Raw genomic sequence first — 20,181 nt, forward strand, 5'->3', positions numbered from 1 at the left:
ACACTCGACGAGCTGGCTATTATCGGCCTACGTGAATGGGTCGCCCTGCCGGACCTGGGCGTAATCGGCCTGAGGGCCAAGATCGACACAGGTGCGAGCACTTCAGCCCTGCATGCAACGGAAGTTGTTCCTTTTGAGCGTAACGGTGAACGCTGGGTGCGTTTTACGGTCCATCTGGGCACACTGGTGCAGTCCCGGCACCGGCATTGCGAAGCCCCGTTGGTAGCCAAGAAGACCATACGAAGCTCCAATGGCCATGCTCAGAACCGCTATGTGATTCGAACCAATCTCGCCCTGGGTAATCGATCCTGGCCAGTGGAATTTACCCTGGCCTGCCGCAAGAGCATGCGTTACCGCATGCTTCTAGGCTCGAAAGCCTTGGTCGAGGGTGGCCTGATCGTGAATCCGGCCGTCAGCTATGCGCAAGACAAACCCATCCTATCCCTCTCTCCCGCTCCGGGTGCTGCATGAAAATCGCTGTGCTGTCGCGTAATCCTCGCCTGTATTCCACTCGTCGCCTGGTGGAAGCCGGGGAGCAACGTGGTCATCAGATGGTCGTGATCGATACGTTGCGCGCGTATATGAATATCGCAAGCCACAAACCGCAGATTCACTATAGAGGCAAGCCGCTCGAAGACTTCGATGCCGTGATTCCGCGAATTGGGGCATCGGTAACGTTTTATGGCTGCGCAGTGCTGCGGCAGTTCGAAATGATGGGCGTCTTCCCGCTTAATGAGTCCGTCGCCATCAGCCGAGCCCGAGACAAGCTGCGCTCCCTGCAGTTGATGTCACGCAAGGGTGTTGGCCTGCCGGTGACAGGCTTTGCGCACTCTCCAGATGATGTACCGGACCTTATCCGCATGGTTGGCGGTGCTCCGCTGGTCATCAAGCTGCTGGAGGGTACTCAGGGAATCGGCGTGGTGCTGTGTGAAACCGAAAAGGCTGCCGAGTCGGTACTGGAAGCCTTCATGGGGCTCAAGCAGAACATCATGGTACAGGAGTATATTCGCGAGGCAGGCGGTGCGGATATTCGCTGCTTCGTGGTGGGTGACAAGGTGATTGCCGCCATGAAGCGCCAGGCCAAGCCCGGTGAGTTTCGCTCCAACCTGCATCGCGGCGGCACGGCAAGCTTGGTGAAAATTACGCCTGAAGAGCGTATGGCCGCCATTAGAGCCGCCAAGGTGCTGGGGCTGAATGTGGCCGGTGTCGATATTCTTCGCTCCAATCATGGTCCGCTGGTCATGGAGGTGAACTCTTCACCGGGCCTGGAAGGCATCGAGCAAACGACCAACCAGGACATTGCGGGCATGATCATCCAGTATCTGGAAAAGAACAGTGGCCCCAACCTGACACGTACCAAAGGCAAAGGCTAAGGAATGACAGGCAGCACGTCTTTTCTTGATGCCTCCAGTTTTGGGGGCAAGGTAGCGCTGATCGCGCCAGCGGCAGCAATTGCCAACGATGCGCTGGAAACCACCTACGCACGGTTGCGTGAGATGGAGGTTCCGTATGTTGCAGGCGAGCACGTACAGGCACGTCATCGTTATCTTGCGGGTACAGTGGATCAGCGTCTGGCCGATGTTTATGCGGCTTTTGATAATCCAGAGGTTAGTGCTGTCTGGTGCTTGCGGGGCGGTTATGGGTGTGCTCAGCTTTTACCGCATCTAGATTGGGAGCGCATCAGGCGGGCTGGCCCTAAACCGCTGATTGGTTTCTCCGATATCTCGATCATGCTCAGTGCCTTTCATCGGCAAAGTCTGCCTGCAGTACATGGTCCAGTGGCTACGGCATTGGCCAAACGATATGACGGTGAAGAACAGCTGCGTCATGAGGACTCGTTTCGCAGCCTCGATCGGCTGCTGAGAACGGCCGGAGGGTATCTGCCAGCCCAACCGGTCAATCACTCGCTCAAGTCCATACAAGGACCGCTGATTGGCGGCAACCTGACGGCACTGGCTAGTACCGAGGGCACCGGCTATGGACTGTATGCGCCTGACGGCGCCATTCTGATCCTGGAGGATGTAGGTGAGCCGTACTATCGCATCGAGCGTAGCCTGTGGCAGCTATTGAACAGTATCGATAGCGCCAGGCTTGGCGCCGTATGCCTGGGCACCTTTACGGATTGCCCGCGCAAGGGTGTGATACACAGCCTTGAAGAGATTATTGCTGAATGGCTAGAGCCCCATGGTGTTCCGTTGTTCTCGGGTCTGCCTAGTGGACACGGCCCGGATAACCAGGCCTGGCCATATGGTCAGGAAGCCCGCCTCGATCATGACGGACTCCACTGGTAGCGTCAGATCAGCTGGCGGTACGAGGCAGCAGCAGACCTAGTGGCAACAAGACGCGCGCCTCGACTCCGCCACCCTCACGATTACGCAGTTCTACGCTGCCACCATGCTGGGCGGCAATACGCCTGACGATGGCCAGCCCCAACCCGGTACCAGAGCCGGTACGCGCCCGGTTGCCGCGAATGAAGGGATTGAAGATTTCCTCTATCTCACTGGGATCAATGCCCGGTCCCTGGTCCAGAACGCTCAGCACAACATAGGGCGCTGTCGAATCTCCACCTACGTGAGCCCTGACCTCCACGGCGCCGCCTCCATGCTTGAACGCATTTTCCAGGAGGTTGGTCAGCATCCGCTTGATCGACACACGCCGCAAAGCCACGGGCGGCACATCGGTTTGGGAGAGACGGACCCGCTCCTCATTCTGGTTGTAAGGCGCCACGGTTTCCTGAATCAGGTCATTCAGGTTCGTTTCTTCTAAAGGCTCATCGCGTCCATCACGTATAAATGCCAGGAACTGATCGAGAATCAGGTTCATATCCTCGATATCGCGGACCATGTCCTCCGTCATCTCGTCCATTTCAGGCAGCAATTCGACTGAGAGGCGTAGACGGGTAAGCGGCGTGCGCAGGTCGTGGGACACGCCGGCCAGCATCAGCTCACGCTCGCGTCCAGCCTGCTCGACATCGTGAGCCATCTGATTGAAGGCATGATAGACCTCCATGATCTCGCTTGGCGCATCACTTTCCGGCAGGCGTACGCTATGCCCTTTACCCAGCTCGCGGGCGGCATAGACGAGCCGTTTGAGTGGTCGGTTCAGCTGGCCGACAAACACCCAGGCCACAGCAGTAGAAAACAGGCCAATCCCGAAGAACCAACCCAGCACACTCCAGATTCGCTGGCCTCGCAGGGGGTGAGCGTACAGCGGTATCTTGATCCAATCAGGCCCCAGCGATGGCGCCAGCACCCAAAGTGCAGGCCCCTGCTGTACACGAACCCTGACTTGAGTATCCGGCCCCAGCTCCTGCTGCATCTGGCGGTCGAAAATTTCACTGTAAGGCCAATGATACTCACCCGCTGGCACCGTTTCCGGCGATTCATAGTGCAGCCCGGATGCCTGGGCGACAGCGGGACGGTCATCCGGATCAGCGGCCCAGTAAGCCCGCAGCGTCAGTGCAGCACCATGACTGTATTGGCGATCAACCAATACATCTTCGTTGAGCAACAGGTAAACCAGCGTCAGCGCCTTGGAAAACAGTACGGCAATCAGAACCAGCCAGAGCGAGCGTGCGAAGAAGCTTTGAGGGAACCAGGCAGGCGTTTTCATAGTAACCACACGTCATTGACGCTCCGAGCATATTGCCACCCTATAAAGACTTGCTTCATAGAAAAGGCATCGATTTTGTTGAGTGACTGAACAAAACGGCTTTTTAAATGCCTCACAGCCTCGTTTCGCTAAGAAACACTTTGATACATTTGCCCGACTCTTTTCAAAGACCTCCCACACTGGAGATGTTTCGTGTCCGATATGTGCCATACCGGCTTGGACATTGGCTTTGCTTCCCTTAGTTACGCCCAGGTTATTTTCCTAGGTGTTGTGCAGGGTATCACCGAGCTCCTGCCAATTTCCTCTACTGCTCACATGCGTGTCGTTCCAGCCCTGTTAGGCTGGCAAGATCCTGGTTCCGCCTTTTCCGCTGCAATGCAGATGGCAGCTCTGGCAGCTGTCATCAGTTATTTCTGGCGTGACGTCAGCTCCGTTACCACCGGCAGCGTCAATGCAATTCGTCATAAGGACTACAACAGTCGCGCCTTTGTCCTGGCCATGGCAATCATTCTGGCGACAATCCCTATCTGTGTGGTCGGGCTTGCGCTTTCCCCTGTGCTCAATGCCTGCGACTCGCCTTTACGGGGCTTGAATGTCATTGGCTATGCCTGTCTGGGCATGGCGGCGTTGCTGGCCATTGCCGAGCTGACCTGCAAGCACAAGCGCGACATGAGTGAAATACGCCTGCGCGACGCCCTGATTGTTGGAATTGCACAGATTGGCGCGTTGATTCCAGGAGTATCCCGCTCCGGCTCGACATTGACTGCGGCCATGTTCCTCAACTTAAAGCGTGAAGAAGCAGCCCGCTTTTCTTTCCTGCTGGGCCTGCCCGCGATTGCCCTGGCTGGCTTGAAAGAACTGGTCGTGCTCTGGCATGCGTCCATCCCGGCAGAAGCCTGGTCGCTTCTGCTGGTAGGCATCCTGGTGGCAAGCCTTTCGGCGTTTGCAGCCATCTGGGGTCTGATGCGCTTTCTGGAACGCTTTTCGACCTGGATCTTCATTGTCTATCGAGCGCTGCTGGGCATCTTCCTGTTGGTAGGTGTTCACAACGGCTTGTTCGCCTGAAGGCGTCCCTGTGTGCCGGACTGTTACTTGTTGCCGTCCGGCACGAATACGTAGCCAACACCCCAGACCGTCTGGATATAGCGAGGCTTGGAGGGATCAGGTTCAATCATACGGCGCAGGCGAGAAATCTGTACGTCGATCGACCGTTCCAATGCATCCCACTCACGCCCACGCGCCAAATTCATCAGCTTGTCGCGGGTCAGCGGCTCGCGTGCATGCTGGACCAGCGCCTTGAGCACCGCGAATTCACCTGTCGTCAGCATATGCACTTCATCGCCGCGTTTGAGTTCGCGGGTTGCCAGTGAAAGCTCATAATCACCAAAGGTCACGACGGCATCTTCGCTGCCCGGTGCGCCCGGAACCTGGGGTGCTTGCCGGCGCAGAACGGCCTTGATACGAGCCAGAAGTTCGCGAGGGTTGAAAGGCTTGGCCAGATAGTCATCGGCGCCCTGCTCAAGCCCCTGGATGCGACTGCCCTCATCGCCCTTAGCCGTCAGCATGATGATCGGGATCTGGTTGTTCTGCTCACGCAGACGGGCGCAGGCCGACATACCGTCTTCGCCCGGCATCATCAGATCCAGCACGACCAGATGGAAAAGCTCACGGGACATCAGGCGGTCCATCTGCTCGGTGCTTTCCACGGTACGCACACGGTAGCCCTGCTCGGCCAGAAAACGCTCGAGCAGGCGACGCAGACGAGCATCGTCATCTACGACCAGAATCTTTTCACCTTCCGTAACGGGGGTGGTGCTCATGTCAACTCCTTCAAATAGGGAAGTGGATTATGGCGCAGGCCTCGTCCGCAGAGGGACAGTCCATTGTTAGCAGATTTTTCCTGAGAATGGGGGATTAGCCTGCATAAGAAGTTGAAAGCACATACTTATCCTTGGCAAATTGCCGCAGCGCGTTGATACCCGACGGGTATAATGCAGCGCTTCAAGCCTGCCGGTCAGGCCCGCTTCTCTGGTTTTCAGGTGGTTTCATGGACAGTATCAACTCCCGCATCGCCGAAGAGCTCGGCGTCCGCCCACAACAGGTCGCCGCAGCCGTGGCGCTGCTCGATGAGGGATCGACGGTTCCTTTCATCGCCCGTTATAGAAAAGAAGTCACCGGCAGCCTTGACGATACGCACCTGCGTCATCTGGAAGAGCGCCTGCGCTACCTGCGCGAGCTGGAAGAGCGTCGCACGGCGATCCTGGCCAGCATCGACGAGCAAGGTAAACTCACGCCGGAGCTAGCCCGCGAGATCAAGCAGGCCGATACCAAGACCCGTCTTGAAGACCTTTATCTGCCCTATAAGCAGAAGCGTCGTACCAAGGGCCAGATTGCCCTGGAAGCCGGCCTTGGCCCACTGGCAGATGGCTTGCTCAATGACCCAACGCTTTCTCCCGAGACCGAAGCCGCCGTCTATGTAAATGAGGACAAAGGCGTCGCCGACGTAAAAGCGGCCCTGGAGGGTGCCAAATACATTCTGATGGAGCGTTTTGCCGAAGATGCCGACCTCCTGGAAAAGCTGCGCGCATTCCTGAAGCAGGAGTCGACACTTTCAGCTCGTCTGGTGACCGGGAAGGAGCAGGAAGGCGCCAAGTTCAGTGACTATTTCGAACATGACGAGCTTTTCAGGAATGTACCGTCCCACCGAGCCCTTGCGATCTTCCGCGGCCGTAACGAAGGCGTCCTGAGTGCCTCGCTCAAGGTAGGCGATGAAGCACCTGGGACCATGCACCCTTGCGAGGTAATGATTGCCGAGCATTTCGAGCTGAAGAATCAGAATCGCGCAGCAGACAAATGGCTGGCGGAAGTCGTGCGCTGGACCTGGAAGGTCAAGCTGTACACCTCGCTGGAAACCGATCTGCTGGGCGAGCTGCGTGAAAAGGCTGAAGATGATGCCATCAGCGTATTCGCACGCAACCTGCATGATCTGTTACTGGCAGCACCTGCTGGCCCACGTGCCACGCTGGGTCTGGACCCAGGACTGCGGACGGGCGTGAAAGTCGCCGTGGTCGACTCAACCGGCAAGCTGCTGGCCACCGATACCGTGTATCCGCACGCCCCGAAAAACCAGTGGGACCAGACCATCGATACGCTGGCGAAGCTGTGTGCCAAGCATGGCGTCGACCTGATTGCCATTGGCAACGGCACGGCTAGCCGCGAGACCGATAAACTGGCGGGAGAACTGATCAAGAAATACCCGGGCCTCAAGATGACCAAGATCATGGTCAGCGAAGCTGGCGCCTCGGTGTACTCGGCTTCCGAGCTCGCCGCCAAGGAATTTCCGGATTTGGATGTTTCTTTGCGTGGCGCTGTATCTATCGCTCGCCGCTTGCAGGATCCGCTGGCTGAGCTGGTCAAGATCGAGCCCAAGTCCATTGGCGTGGGCCAGTACCAGCATGACGTCTCACAACTCAAGCTGGCTCGTAGCCTGGATGCCGTGGTGGAAGACTGTGTAAACGCCGTGGGCGTAGACGTGAACACGGCTTCGGCGGCGCTGCTGGCCCGTATCTCCGGTCTGAACGCAACGCTGGCGCAGAATATCGTGGCCTACCGCGACCTGAATGGCGCCTTCAAGTCCCGTAACGAGCTGAAGAAAGTGAGTCGCCTGGGAGACAAGACCTTCGAGCAGGCTGCAGGCTTCCTGCGGGTCATGAGCGGCAGCAATCCACTGGATGCCTCCGGCGTTCACCCGGAAGCCTACCCTGTCGTCGAGCGCATCGCCGCTGATACCGGCCGAGACATTCGCTCCCTGATCGGAGACTCCAGCTTCCTGAAGCGCCTGGATCCGAAGAAATTTACCGATGAAACCTTTGGCCTGCCGACCGTGACGGATATTCTGAGCGAGCTGGACAAGCCAGGGCGAGACCCGCGCCCCGAGTTCAAGACAGCAGAGTTCCAGGAAGGCGTTGAATCCCTCAAGGATCTCAAGCCCGGCATGGTTCTCGAAGGTGTCGTGACCAACGTGACCAACTTTGGTGCGTTTGTCGATATCGGTGTACACCAGGACGGCCTGGTACACATCAGCGCCCTGTCCGAGAAGTTTGTCAAAGATCCCTACGAAGTGGTCAAGGCAGGCGATATCGTGAAGGTCAAGGTCATGGAAGTGGACATTCCCCGTAACCGTGTGGGTCTGTCCATGCGCATGAGCGATACGCCTGGTGAAAAGGTCGAAGGCCAACGTGGCGGGCAACCTCGCAGCGGCAAGCCTGGTAACAGCCCATCGCGTGACCGTAATGCACCCCGTAACGAAAGCAAGCCTGCTGCCAGTGGTGCCATGGCAGCACTGTTTGCCAACGCCAAACAATTGAGGAAGTAACCATGAGCCAGTCCGTGGCAGGTAATGACAGTGCATTCAGCCAGCTGCTGGGGATGCGTATCCTCAAAGCCGAGCAGGGAGAATCCGAAGTCCGGATGAACATGCAGGACAAGCTGCTCAACCTGCACGGCAAGATGCATGGTGGCGCGTTGTTCTCGCTGATCGATACAGCGCTTGGACAGGCCAGTCACAGCCTGTTCGAGGGCAAGCCAGGCAGCGTGACCCTGGAGTGCAAGGTCAACTACATTCGGGGCGTCAGCGACGGTGAAATCGTCTGCCGCGCCAAGGTGATCCATCCCGGGCGCAAAACGCACGTCATCGAAGCGGAAGTGCATCAGAACGATAAGTTGGTGGCCAAGGCCCAGGCAACGTTCGCCTGCTTGTAATGCGTTCGCCCGGCGTGTTCTGCGCCGGGCTTTTACCCTGCCACAACGGCGATCGTACCCGCGGTGCACTTCGTCCACTTTCGGATGCAACCGCGGTAGGCCTATTGAAGTCTATTCGACAGACTTGTACACCGGCTCACTCATCCCCATAGTGGGGCCACTGTCGAGTGAAGGAAAACATCTTGAGCGATATCTTGACCCGCCGCCTGGCCCTGCTCGGCGATTCTGCCCATCTGTCGCTGTTGACTGAGTGTCAGCACGGCATCGAACGTGAAACCCTGCGTGTGGACGAGCACGGCCAATTGGCTCAGACACCTCATCCGGCAGCCCTGGGCTCGGCTCTGACTCACCCTCAGATCACGACGGACTATTCCGAGGCCCTGCTTGAATTCATTACTCCCACGGCGCATGACCCTGCCAAGGTGCTTGAGCAGCTCGACATCATTCACCGCTTCGCTACGCGACAGCTTGACGGTGAGCTCCTGTGGAGCCCGTCGATGCCGTGTCCGCTGCCGGAGGAAGAGCAGATTCCGATTGCCTATTATGGCGATTCCCATATCGGCAAGCTCAAGCATGTCTACCGCCGCGGGCTGGCCGTGCGCTACGGTCGGACCATGCAGTGCATCGCCGGTATCCATTACAACTTTTCGCTGCCGGAAACGCTCTGGCCCTTGTTACGCCAGGCTGAGGGCGATACCCGTAGCGATCGTGACTACCAGTCCTCCCGCTATATTGCACTGATCCGTAACTTCCGCCGTTACAGCTGGATGCTGATGTACCTGTTCGGTGCCTCTCCTGCGCTGGATGTCGGATTCATGCGTGGCCGCCCGCATCAGCTGGAAACCTTTGATGCCGACACGCTGTACCTGCCGTACGCGACCAGTCTGCGCATGAGCGACCTGGGCTATCAGAGCGAGGCGCAAGCCAGCCTGACGCCGTGTTACAACGACTTGCAGAGCTACACGGAAAGCCTGCGCAAGGCAGTGGCGACGCCCTACCCGCCTTACGCTGAAATCGGCACTCACCGCGATGGTGAGTGGGTGCAACTCAACACCAACATCCTGCAGATTGAAAACGAGTATTACTCGAACATCCGGCCCAAGCGGGTTACCCGTACGGGCGAGCGTCCCGTCCAGGCACTGATTGCCCGGGGCGTGCAGTACATCGAAGTCCGGTGCCTGGATATCAACCCGTTCCTGCCACTGGGCATCGACGTGGTGGAGTCACGCTTCCTGGATGCGTTCCTACTGTTCTGCGCCCTTGAGGAAAGCCCGCCGCTGAACGGCGAGTGTGGCGAATGTACGCAGAACTTTACCAAGGTTGTGAAGGAAGGCCGCAAGCCAGGCCTGTTCCTACAACGCCAGGGCGCCCCGATTTCGATGTTGGACTGGGCCGAGCGGCTGCTGGGCTGCATTGATCGCTGTGCCAAACTGCTGGATACCGCCTACGGTGGCAGCGCCTACCATGTATCAGTCGAAGAGCAGCGCCACAAGTTTATCAACCCGGCCCTGACGCCTTCGGCTCAAGTCCTGGCTGAAATGCGCGAGCATGGCGAAAGCTTTGCCGGATTCTCTCTGCGACAGAGCAAGGTCCATGCTGACTATTTCCGCCAGGCGGAGCTAAGCCCCGAACAGCAGGCCCTTTTCGAGCAGATGGCAGAACAGTCATTGAAGGACCAAGAAGAACTGGAGACTGCCGACCAAGGCGATTTCGATACTTTTGCGGCGGCCTACCAAGCCAGCATCCTCGGCACGCTGAGCGTGTAGCGTTCGGGCTCTGGCCGGGCTGTCCGGCCAGAATCACCTATAGCGCTTTTTCAAAGATCTTTGAGTTGCGCTGATAGTTGTACAACGATGCACGAGCACTGGGCAGTCGATCGACGCTGCTGGGCTCAAAGCCTCGCTCGCGAAACCAGTGAGCCGTGCGGGTCGTCAGGACGAACAGGGTCTTGATGCCTTGAGCGCGGGCCCTCTGCTCGATGCGTTCCAGCAACTCGTCCCCCCGCCCACCATGTCGATAGTCGGGATTGACCGCCAGACAGGCCAGCTCGCCTGCGTTTGAATCAGCGATCGGATACAGCGCGGCACAGGCGATAATGAGCCCTTCCCGCTCGACGATACTGAACTTGTCGATCTCACGCTCCAGCACTTCCCGCGAGCGGCGTACCAAAATCCCCTGTTCTTCCAGCGGACGGATCAGTTCGATCAGACCGCCCACATCGCCAATATCCGCCTCGCGAATGGACTCGAACTGCTCCTGCGCCACCAGCGTGCCGCTACCGCTGCGGGTAAAGAGTTCGTTGAGCAGCGCGCCATCCTCGGCGTAGCTCACGATATGCGTGCGGCGCACCCCACCCCGGCAGGCCTGAGCGGCCGCATCCAGCAGCTCCGCCTGGTAGTTGCCACTGCCAAGCCGCTCCAGATGCGGCGGCACTTGTTGAGGACGTAGCTCACGGATCAGGTTGCCTTCGGCATCCAGCAGACCTTGCTCGGCGCCGTAGAGCACCAGCTTGTCGGCGGCCAGATCGACAGCGGCACGGGTCGCGACGTCTTCACAGGCAATATTGAAAATCTCCCCGGTGGGCGAATACCCCAGCGGTGACAGCAGCACAATAGTGCGCTCATCCAGAAGACGACTGATGCCCTTGCGGTCGATGCGGCGGACCTCACCGGTATGGTGAAAATCGACACCGTCATGGATACCGTAGGGTCGCGCGGTGACGAGGTTGCCACTGGCTACCCGCAATCGCGCGCCCTGCATGGGGGAGGCAGCCATGTCCATGGACAGACGGGCCTCGATGGACAGGCGCAGACTGCCTACGGCATCGATCACGCACTCCAGCGTCGCAGCATCGGTGATGCGCAGGTCACGGTGAAAACGTGGAGCAATACCGCGCGCAGCCAGTCGCGTCTCGATCTGTGGGCGCGAGCCATGCACCAGTACCAGGCGCACACCCAGGCTGTGCAGCAGCACGAGGTCATGGATGATATTGCCGAAATTTGGATGCTCCAGCCCGTCGCCAGGCAGCATGACCACAAAGGTCCGGTCACGGTGAGCATTAATGTAGGGAGACGCGTGGCGAAGCCAATTAACGTAATCGTGCATTAAAGAGAAAACCTTGTGCAGCAAAAGTAAAAGGTGAACGGTGAGAGCTCGTTCATCGTCGTCGCAGCAACACGGTCACTCCTTGGCTATTGGTAGCGTTATGCAGTAATGGTGAATCAATTGACGAAGCACCTTTACGGTTGGTTCGATCTGGGAAAGCTCCAGATGTTCGTCTGGCTGATGGGCGCAGGCAATATTCCCAGGCCCCATGACCAACGTCTCGATCCCCAACTGCTGAAGATACGGCGCTTCGGTGCCAAAGGCTACCGCCTGGGCCTCACAGCCGGTGAGTTGTTCGGCGATGCGGACCAGTTCGCTGGTGGCTGACTGCTCGAAGGGTGGAACCGCCGGAAACAAGGGTTGGTAGTCGATCTTGACGGCATGGCGCTCTGCAATCGGTCTCAGCCGCCCCTTGATCAGATTGCGCAGCTCGTCCGCCTGCATGCCCGGCAGGGGACGCAGGTCAAACTCCAACGCACACTGCCCGCAGATCCGGTTGGGGTTGTCGCCGCCGTGGATACAGCCCAGATTCAGGGTCGGCTGCGGCACGTTGAAAAAAGGGTTGTGGTGCTCATGCTGCCATTGCTGCCGCAGTGCCATGAGTTCGCCCATGACGGCATGCATGGCCTCCATGGCGCTTCGCCCAAGGCTCGGGTCAGACGAATGGCCGCTCTGCCCCAGGATATCGATACGCTCCATCATGATGCCTTTGTGCATGCGGATGGGCCTGAGACTGGTCGGCTCGCCGATCACCGCGGCACGCCCCAATGGCCTGCCTGCCTCGGCGATTGCCCGGGCACCGTCCATGGAGCATTCTTCATCACAGGTCGCCAGGATGATTAGGGGATGACGGAACGGCTGGTCGATCAGCGTACGAACCGCCTCGATCACCAAGGCGAAAAAGCCCTTCATGTCGCAGCTACCCAACCCATACCAGCGATCATCCGCCTCGCGTAGTGTTAGCGGGTCGCTGGCCCAGAGCGGCTCATCGTAAGGCACGGTGTCAGTATGCCCGGATAGAACCAGCCCACCCGGTCCGCTGCCATAGGTCGCGATCAGGTTGTATTTGCCGGGCAGAATCTCCTGGGTCTCACAGCGAAAGCCCAGATCCCCCAACCAGCTCGACAACTGCGTAATGACGCCCGCGTTGGACTGGTCCAGCTGTGGTTGCGTGCAACTGACGGACGATTCGGCCAACAGGGCCTTGAATTGCTGTTTGAGCGCGGGGATGGGCATGGGCGTACTCCTTCGGCTAGCTCCCATCTTAGAGTGCTGAGTGACTGGGTCAACGCCGCTCCTCGAAAAGATGACGCCAGCGCCATGCGAATCTCCTGTCATGGGCCGCAGGGTTAGATACACTGATACCCAATCAGTCGACTCATAGCCCAGCGAGCCTTGCCGGCCTAGCTATACCGCTGCGCCAAGGCGCCGGTCGAACGCTTCACTTCACAGATCTTTCAGGCACCAGACCTTTTTGCCATGGCCAAAGAAACCGAAATCAAATTACGCGCGACTCCCGAAACCCTCGCTGCCCTGCGTGAGCACCCTGTGCTGAAAAAACGCAACAAGGAAGGCTGGAAGCGCCGCGAGCTGTACAACCAATACTACGACACCGACACCCGTGAGCTGGCCCATGCCCGAGTGGCGCTGCGGGTCCGTCGCGATGGTGACCAATACATTCAAACCCTCAAGAGCCGCGGCCAGAGCATGGCAGGCCTGTCCGAGCGCAACGAGTGGGAGTGGAACCTGAGCGGTCCAGACCTGGACACCAGCCTGCTGGGCCCTGAATGCTGGCCAGCGGCTCTGGCTAATCTGGACAAGCATCAGCTCAAGCCGATCTTCACAACCGATTTCACTCGCGACTATGCCGATATCGCATGGGAACGCGGCAAGAGCCGTGCTGTAGTCGAGGCAGCGCTGGACCAGGGTGCGGTCCTGGCTGGCGAGCATCAGGAAGCCATCTGCGAGCTGGAGCTTGAGCTGCGCGAGGGCGAGCCGGCCGACCTTCTTGAGCTGGCTGAACAGCTGGCGGCTGACCTGCCGCTAATGCCTTGCGACATCAGCAAGGCCGAACGCGGCTATCGCCTGCACGATACAGCCAGCTACACCCTGCATCTGACGCCCCCTACCCTGACGGCGGAAAGCACCGTGGATGACGCATTCGCGGCCATTGCCTGGCACCTGCTCGGCAGCAGCCAGCGTCTGGCAGAACAATATCGCTGGAATGGCCACTGGCGTCTGCTTGTAGAGTGGGTACATCAACTCGTCGACCTGCGGGCGCTGCTGAGCAGTCTGGGCCAGGCAGTTCCCCGTGCGTCCAGCCGTGAGCTGCGCCAGGCACTGGACGCGCTGCTGGCGGATTGGAAAACGTTTGCAACCATTGGCCAAGAAGATGAAGAAGCACGTCAGCAGGCACCAGAGCGCTTTGCTAACGAGCTGGCAAAGCCACGCTGGGGCCACTTCTCGTTGGTGGCGGCCCGCTGGCTGCATGATCGTCGCTGGACAGAAGCCCGTAATGACCGAGGCAACAAGCTAGGCCAGCTGTCGCTAGGCAAGTGGTTGCCCCGAACCTTGAGCGAAGAGGCTGATGCCATTCCTCTTCAGCGCGGCATGAACCAGCCCGAGCTGGTAGCAGAGCAGTTGCCACGCGTCGAGCGTATGCTGGTCTGGCTACGCCTCGCCCGTCCGGTGCTTGACCTGCCCGAAACGGATCGTCTCTATGGCGAGCTTGCCAAGCTGCCAGCGCTGATCGCCCATGAGCAACACGACGCAGTAGCCAATCAGGCAAGAACGCTTATTTCACTGCCAGCCTGGAAAGCCCTGCCCCGCTAATCAGACAGCATGGCGCACCGGCCTTGATGGCGGTGCGCCATGATTTCACCGCGACGGCGCTGTTCATATAATGATCAGCCATCCTCTGGGCGCCTCTCTAGCGTTCATTGACGTATCGTCGGACGCACCGAACTTCCTATAGGCTAAAGGCTCAGCTGTGTATAAGCGGCCGAGCGCATGCCTGACGATCAAACGAAATTGCTGTCTGCCGTTATCCGTACGGCCAGGCGCTCCGATCGAAGGTTAAAGCAGTACATTACAGACGAGGAGACCTGCATGTCCGCTATCGCATCCCCCGCTCAGGACCGTTGGCTGGAGCTCTCCGACGTCCTGCGTGAACTGGTTACACAAGGTCGGGTCGACCAGCAGGCCGCCGAGCAATGTCTGACCATTCGCCGCGGCGCTAATAATCCCCAGCAGCACCCGCTCGAATTTCTGGCCGCCCAGAACGTAGAAGATTTGAAGCGTCCCGGGAAGAAATTGGACCTGGAAACCCTGACTCAGTGGTTGGCAGAGTTTTCCGGCCAGCCTTACTTCCGGATCGACCCGTTGAAGATTGACGTAGCCTCGATCACGCCACTGATGTCCTATGCCTTTGCCCAGCGCAACAAGATCCTGGCGGTGGCCGTTGCTCCCGATGAGGTGACCATTGCCAGCGCCCAGCCGTTTGTCAGCAGCTGGGAAAGCAACCTCACCCATGTGCTCAAGCGACCCATCAAGCGTGTGGTGGCCAACCCTGTCGACATTCAACGCTACACACAGGAATTCTTCCGCCTGGCCAAATCGGTCAGCGGCGCCTCGGCAGTCGAGCAGCGCGGCATTAACGTCGGCAACTTTGAACAGCTGGTCAACCTGGGCGCCAGTGATCAGGAGCCGGACGCCAACGATGCCCACATCGTTAACATCGTGGATTGGCTATTCCAGTACGCCTTCCAACAGCGCGCCAGTGATATTCACGTAGAGCCGCGCCGTGACCAGGGTACCGTTCGCTTTCGTATCGACGGCGTGCTCCATAGCGTTTACCAGTTTCCAGCGCAGGTAACCCTGGCAGTTATCAGCCGCATCAAGAACCTGGGCCGCATGAATGTGGCCGAGAAGCGCAAGCCGCAGGACGGTCGCGTCAAGACGCGTATGCCCGGCGACAAAGAAGTGGAACTACGCCTTTCCACCATGCCGACCGCCTTTGGCGAAAAGCTGGTGATGCGTATCTTCGACCCTGATGTGTTGCTCAAGAGTTTTGACCAGCTGGGCTTTTCGGCCGATGACCTGCGCCGCTGGTCCGCCATGACCGGCCAGCCCAACGGCATTATCCTGGTAACCGGCCCGACCGGTTCCGGTAAGACCACGACGCTGTACACCACGCTCAAGCAGCTGGCGACGCCGGAAGTCAACGTGTGCACCATCGAGGACCCGATCGAAATGGTCGAGGACTCGTTCAATCAGATGCAGGTGCAGCACAACATTGAAGTAAATTTCGCCAGCGGTGTGCGTGCTCTGATGCGTCAGGACCCCGATATCATCATGATCGGTGAGATCCGCGACCTGGAGACGGCAGAGATGGCCATCCAGGCAGCCCTCACTGGCCACCTGGTGCTCTCCACCCTGCACACCAACGATGCGCCCAGCTCCATCAGCCGCCTGATCGAGCTGGGTGTGCCCTATTATCTGATTCGGGCAACGGTGCTGGGCGTCATGGCGCAGCGTCTGGTGCGGACACTCTGCCCCCACTGCAAGGCGCCGATCGAGCTCAACGAGCAGGACTGGCAGGAGCTTACCCGTCCCTGGAGCGCGCCGCTTCCCACCGGAGCCATGCAGCCCGTAGGCTGTTCCGAATGCCGTGATACGGGCTATCGAGGCCGGGCTGGCGTGTACGAAATCATGGTGCTTTCGGATGCGACCCGACAGTTGATTTCACCGGATACCGATATCACGGCGCTGCGTCGACAGGCCTTCAAAGAGGGCATGCGAAGCCTTCGTCTTTCCGGTGCGCAAAAAATTGCGGCAGGTTTGACTACTATGGAAGAAGTCCTCCGCGTTACACCACAAAGCGAGCGATGAATGATCTATGAACTTCGCCAAAAAAGGGTATCACTGCATAATGAAGTGACGCAGAATGGAAATTCCCTGATGTTGTATATGGGTTTTATGGACGATGATGAATCATGCGGAGCCTGTGTTGAGTAATGCCCCCGTACTGCCAACAGGCTGGAGCGAACGCGAGCGACTCGCGGAGCTTGACCGTTACGATATCCTCGACGCCCCCTCCGAGCCCGCCTTTGACGATATCGTCCAGTTGGCCTCGCAGATCTGCCATGCGCCCATCGCTGTCATCAACCTGATTGCCGAGAATCGGGAATGGTTTCTGGCTGAAAAAGGCTTTGGCGTGCGGGAAATGCCTTTGCATCTCTCCATATGCGCCAAAACCATCGAACACCCAGGCCCGGTGGTGATTCCTGATCTACGTGGGGATGATCGCTTCGCCAGCAATCCGCTCGTCAAGACCGCAGACGGCCTGCGCTTCTATGCTGGCGTCCCGCTGGTGTCATCTGTCGGCATACCTCTTGGAACGCTGTGTGTGCTGGACTGGCAGCCTCGCGTTCTGACTGCAGCCCAAACGCAATCCCTTGAGGCACTTGGCCGGCAGGTCATGCAGCTCCTGGATCTGCGCCTGGTGAAGGCTGCGTACGAACGCAGCGAGTCGATGAACCGTCAGCTGATGCATAACCAGCCGGGTCAGGCACTGCTGATTCTAGATAACCAGGGGCGCATACTGGCCTGCAACCCTGGCGCCGAATCGGCCTTGGGTTGGGATGAGCATGAATTGAGCGGACAGTCGCTGGAACTGCTCTTCACGGCCGAAGACCAAGCCCGCCAGCTTCCCCAGACTTTGCTGACCTACGCTCGGCAGCAAGGGCATCATCAGGGCGAAGGGCTTTACCTGCGCAAGGACAAGCACATCCTGCAGGCCAGCTACAGTCTCCACGCCTTGCAGACCGAGCAGGACGAGACCAACGGATTCCTCCTGACCCTGCAGGACCTTACAGCTGAACGCCTGCAACAGCGGACAGCGGAGCAAAACGAAGCCCGCTACCGGGCTTTAATGGATGTCAGCCCACAGATCGTCTGGTTTGGTGACCGCCACGGTTTCATGGAATACACCAACCGCTATTGGTACACCTATACCGGCCTTGACCCGGACGACATGAATCCAGACAGCTGGATGCGAGCGGTCCATCCAGATCATATCCAGCGCGTCAAAAGCACCTGGCGTGACACCATCCTTCGCCGTACAGCCGCCAAGATCGAGGCGCCCTTCCGTGCCGCAGACGGCCAATATCGCTGGTTTGAAGCGCGCGTCACCCCGGCGTTCAACGCAGCCGGCGAAATCGAGCGCTGGGTGGGTGTGGCGCTGGACATTGATGACCGCAAGCGGGCAGAAGCGGCGCGCCTTGAAAGCGAAGCCTTCACACGCCTCTTGATCGACTCGATCAGCGAAGGGTTCTACTCTGTAGATCAGCAGGGCAGGACCACACTGTGCAATGAGGCGTTCTTGCGCATGTTGGGCTTTGCTGACCGCAGCCAGGTTCTCGGGCGAGCCCTGCACGGCATCATCCACCACAGCCGTGCAGACGGGACGCCGCTCCCAGAAACCGAATGCCCGATTTTCCAAACAGCCAACACCGGCACGCCCCACCATATCGAGCAGGATTGGTTTTTCCGCCAGGACGGTAGCCGCTTCCCCGTCGAATACCGCTCCGAGCCCATCTGGCGTGACGGCGAGCTGCAGGGCGCCATCTGCACGTTCATGGATATCAGCGAGCGGATTCGTACCCACGACCGCCAGCGCTTCCTGCTTGAACTGGGGGACCGCCTGCACGGCACCCTGACGCCTACCGACGTGGCCGACGCCTTGGGCCAAAGTCTTGGCAACGTACTGGGCGTACAGCGTATCGGCTATGCGCTGCTCGACCGCTTTGGCGCGCTTAATGCCGAGAGCAGCTGGAACGATAATAGTGTTACTCCAGAAATCGGCAGCTTTTCGCTCAGTGACTTCAGCGCGGATTTGAATGCCGACTTGGTTAGCGGTGCGATTATCGTGATAGACGATACGGCTACCGATCCACGTACTCATGCCCAGCGGGAAAATCTCGAACAATGGGCCATTCGCGCCATGATGCTGGTTCCCCAGCATGACAAGGGCCAGCTCAAGGGCGTGCTGTATGTCCATGCCAGCACCCCGCACAGCTGGTCGGCCGAAGATATTGCGCTGGTTCGCGAAGTGGCTGAACGCATCCGTGTAGTCGTCGAGCGTACCCGTGCTGCAGAAGACCTGCGGCTGGCTGAACAACGGATCAGCCTTGCCGTCGATGTCGCGGCGCTGGGTGTCTGGGATTACGATATCGACCGCGATGTGATCACCTGGGACAACCGAATCACCGAGATGACCGGTATTCCAGCCAGCGCCTCCCGCAGCGTGACCGATCTACTCATCAACATTCTGCACCCGGAGGACAGCGAGAGCGTCCAGGCTATGTTCAGGACGGCTACCGCTGGCGATAGCGATAGCGAAGCACAATTGGAATTTCGCGTACGCGCCCATAGCAGCACCGAACCGGTCTGGCTAAGCGTGAGAGGCCGCCGTGTGACCGACCCGGATGGCACCCGCCGCATCATTGGCATTGCGCGAGACATCAGCAAGGAGCGCCGGAATGCTGATGCGCTCAACGCCATCAATCGCGAGCTCACTCGCCAGATTCAGGAGCGCACCGCTGCCGCCGAGCGACAGACTGCGCTGATCGAGCTGGGTGATGCCCTGCGTGAGGCAAGCGACACCGACGATATCGGCGGTATTGTCTCCCACACCCTCGCGCACATCCTGAATGTTTCACGGGTTGGTTATGCCCAAGTCGAGCCTGACGGTGAAACAGCCGTTGTTACCCATGACTGGAGCCATAGTACAACTAGCCTGACCGGTACGTTCCATATTAGTGACTACGGCACCTACCTTGACGAACTGCAGCGGGGCGAGGCTGTTGTGGTTCAGGATGTTGAGCAGGATCCGCGCACCCGGGACTATCAAGCCCTGTATGAGCCTAACGATGTTAGGGCCTTTGTCATCGTCCCTTTGATCGAGCATGGCCGCTTTGCAGCCTATCTGTTCATCTGCGATAACCAGGTACGCTTCTGGTCCAATGAGGAAGTCAGCTTTTTGCGCGATATCGCCGATCGCGTCTGGGCAGCTATCGAGCGGGCCCACTCTGAACAGGCGCTCCGGCAGAGCGAGGCGCGCTTCCGGCTGATGGCGGACAACGCACCGGCCCTGATCTGGGCCGTAGATGCCGAAGGTAACACCCTCTTCGTCAACAGCCGCTACGAACGCGAGTATGGCCTTTCTTATGAAAGTGCCCGGGACGGTGGATGGACACGCATGATTTTCGAGGAAGACCGCGAACACTGCGTTGCCGAGTACCAGCAAGCTTTCGAAGCGCGTCAACTCTACCGCAGCGAAATACGGATGCGAGACATCCAAGGTGAGGTTCGCTGGCTGCGCTGCGAGGCTGTCCCCCGCTTCGACGACAAAGGCGGGTTCCTGGGTTACATCGGCTGTAATGTCGACATTACCGAGGCACGTCTAGCAACCGATGCCCTGGAAGCCAAGATTGCCGAGCGTACGCAAGAACTGGGCGAAAGCCATACACGACTCATTACGGAAATCTATGAGCGTGAACGTGCGGAAGAGGCCGTGCGCCAGTCTCAGAAGATGGAAGCCATCGGCCAGCTTACCGGTGGGATCGCACACGATTTCAATAATATGCTGACCGGAATCGTCGGAGCGCTCGATCTTATCCGCATGCGTGTCATCAGTGGTCG

The 20,181-nt window shown here is 58.8% G+C and carries 14 protein-coding genes; 10 read left to right on the forward strand and 4 right to left on the reverse strand.

Annotated features, from left to right (window positions below; genetic code table 11):
* Nucleotides 1-21 precede the first annotated feature (21 nt).
* Genes QWJ10_RS22120 through QWJ10_RS22130 form a run of 3 tightly spaced genes read left to right on the forward strand, consistent with a single transcriptional unit; the run spans nt 22 to nt 2,291 of the window.
* The gene (locus tag QWJ10_RS22120) at nt 22-471 is read left to right on the forward strand and encodes an ATP-dependent zinc protease (RefSeq protein WP_256205724.1); all 450 of its coding nucleotides are present in this window, start codon (nt 22-24) and stop codon (nt 469-471) included.
* Nucleotides 468-1,373: a 30S ribosomal protein S6--L-glutamate ligase gene (rimK, locus tag QWJ10_RS22125; RefSeq protein ID WP_010796730.1), complete on the forward strand. Its 906-nt coding sequence runs from the start codon at nt 468-470 to the stop codon at nt 1,371-1,373. The genes QWJ10_RS22120 and rimK overlap by 4 nt, the downstream gene beginning before the upstream one ends.
* Before the next feature lie 3 nt (nt 1,374-1,376).
* Nucleotides 1,377-2,291, forward strand: a complete 915-nt coding sequence (locus QWJ10_RS22130) for an LD-carboxypeptidase (RefSeq protein WP_289929680.1) — start codon at nt 1,377-1,379, stop codon at nt 2,289-2,291.
* Nucleotides 2,292-2,298: 7 nt separating this feature from the next.
* On the opposite strand, the gene QWJ10_RS22135 is transcribed toward QWJ10_RS22130, so the two are convergent.
* Complete coding sequence (locus tag QWJ10_RS22135; protein WP_074821627.1) at nt 2,299-3,612, reverse strand: ATP-binding protein; 1,314 nt, start codon at nt 3,610-3,612, stop codon at nt 2,299-2,301.
* A gap of 192 nt (nt 3,613-3,804) precedes the next feature.
* Here QWJ10_RS22135 and QWJ10_RS22140 point away from each other — a divergent pair, with 192 nt between their 5' ends.
* A complete protein-coding gene (locus tag QWJ10_RS22140; protein ID WP_289929681.1) occupies nt 3,805-4,677 on the forward strand; it encodes an undecaprenyl-diphosphate phosphatase in 873 nt (290 codons plus the stop codon).
* A 23-nt stretch (nt 4,678-4,700) separates the two neighbouring features.
* On the opposite strand, the gene ompR is transcribed toward QWJ10_RS22140, so the two are convergent.
* Entirely contained in the window at nt 4,701-5,432 is a 732-nt protein-coding gene (gene ompR, locus QWJ10_RS22145; RefSeq protein WP_010796726.1) for a two-component system response regulator OmpR, read from the reverse strand.
* 227 nt (nt 5,433-5,659) lie between these two features.
* Between ompR and QWJ10_RS22150 the strand changes: the two genes are divergently transcribed.
* From QWJ10_RS22150 to gshA, 3 genes are all read left to right on the forward strand, one after another.
* Nucleotides 5,660-7,987 carry a Tex family protein gene (locus QWJ10_RS22150; RefSeq protein WP_289929682.1) on the forward strand — a complete coding sequence of 776 codons (2,328 nt, stop codon included), beginning with the start codon at nt 5,660-5,662 and terminating at the stop codon, nt 7,985-7,987.
* Nucleotides 7,988-7,989: 2 nt separating this feature from the next.
* Nucleotides 7,990-8,373, forward strand: a complete 384-nt coding sequence (locus QWJ10_RS22155) for a PaaI family thioesterase (protein ID WP_122040966.1) — start codon at nt 7,990-7,992, stop codon at nt 8,371-8,373.
* A gap of 182 nt (nt 8,374-8,555) precedes the next feature.
* A complete protein-coding gene (gene gshA, locus QWJ10_RS22160) occupies nt 8,556-10,139 on the forward strand; it encodes a glutamate--cysteine ligase (protein WP_289929683.1) in 1,584 nt (527 codons plus the stop codon).
* A gap of 37 nt (nt 10,140-10,176) precedes the next feature.
* On the opposite strand, the gene argA is transcribed toward gshA, so the two are convergent.
* A complete protein-coding gene (gene argA, locus QWJ10_RS22165) occupies nt 10,177-11,478 on the reverse strand; it encodes an amino-acid N-acetyltransferase (RefSeq protein WP_122040968.1) in 1,302 nt (433 codons plus the stop codon).
* 75 nt (nt 11,479-11,553) lie between these two features.
* Entirely contained in the window at nt 11,554-12,714 is a 1,161-nt protein-coding gene (argE, locus tag QWJ10_RS22170; protein ID WP_074821597.1) for an acetylornithine deacetylase, read from the reverse strand.
* Between the two features lie 243 nt (nt 12,715-12,957).
* Here argE and QWJ10_RS22175 point away from each other — a divergent pair, with 243 nt between their 5' ends.
* From QWJ10_RS22175 to QWJ10_RS22185, 3 genes are all read left to right on the forward strand, one after another.
* The gene (locus tag QWJ10_RS22175; RefSeq protein ID WP_289929684.1) at nt 12,958-14,310 is read left to right on the forward strand and encodes an inorganic triphosphatase; all 1,353 of its coding nucleotides are present in this window, start codon (nt 12,958-12,960) and stop codon (nt 14,308-14,310) included.
* Nucleotides 14,311-14,586: 276 nt separating this feature from the next.
* On the forward strand, nt 14,587-16,368 hold the full coding sequence (locus QWJ10_RS22180; RefSeq protein WP_122040970.1) for a GspE/PulE family protein: 1,782 nt from the start codon (nt 14,587-14,589) through the stop codon (nt 16,366-16,368).
* A gap of 118 nt (nt 16,369-16,486) precedes the next feature.
* Nucleotides 16,487-20,181: PAS domain S-box protein (locus tag QWJ10_RS22185; protein ID WP_289929685.1), on the forward strand; the 3,695-nt coding region annotated here is incomplete at its 3' end.

The sequence above is a fragment of the Pseudomonas sp. WAC2 genome (assembly GCF_030403525.1).
GTDB classification, from domain to species: domain Bacteria; phylum Pseudomonadota; class Gammaproteobacteria; order Pseudomonadales; family Pseudomonadaceae; genus Chryseomonas; species Chryseomonas luteola.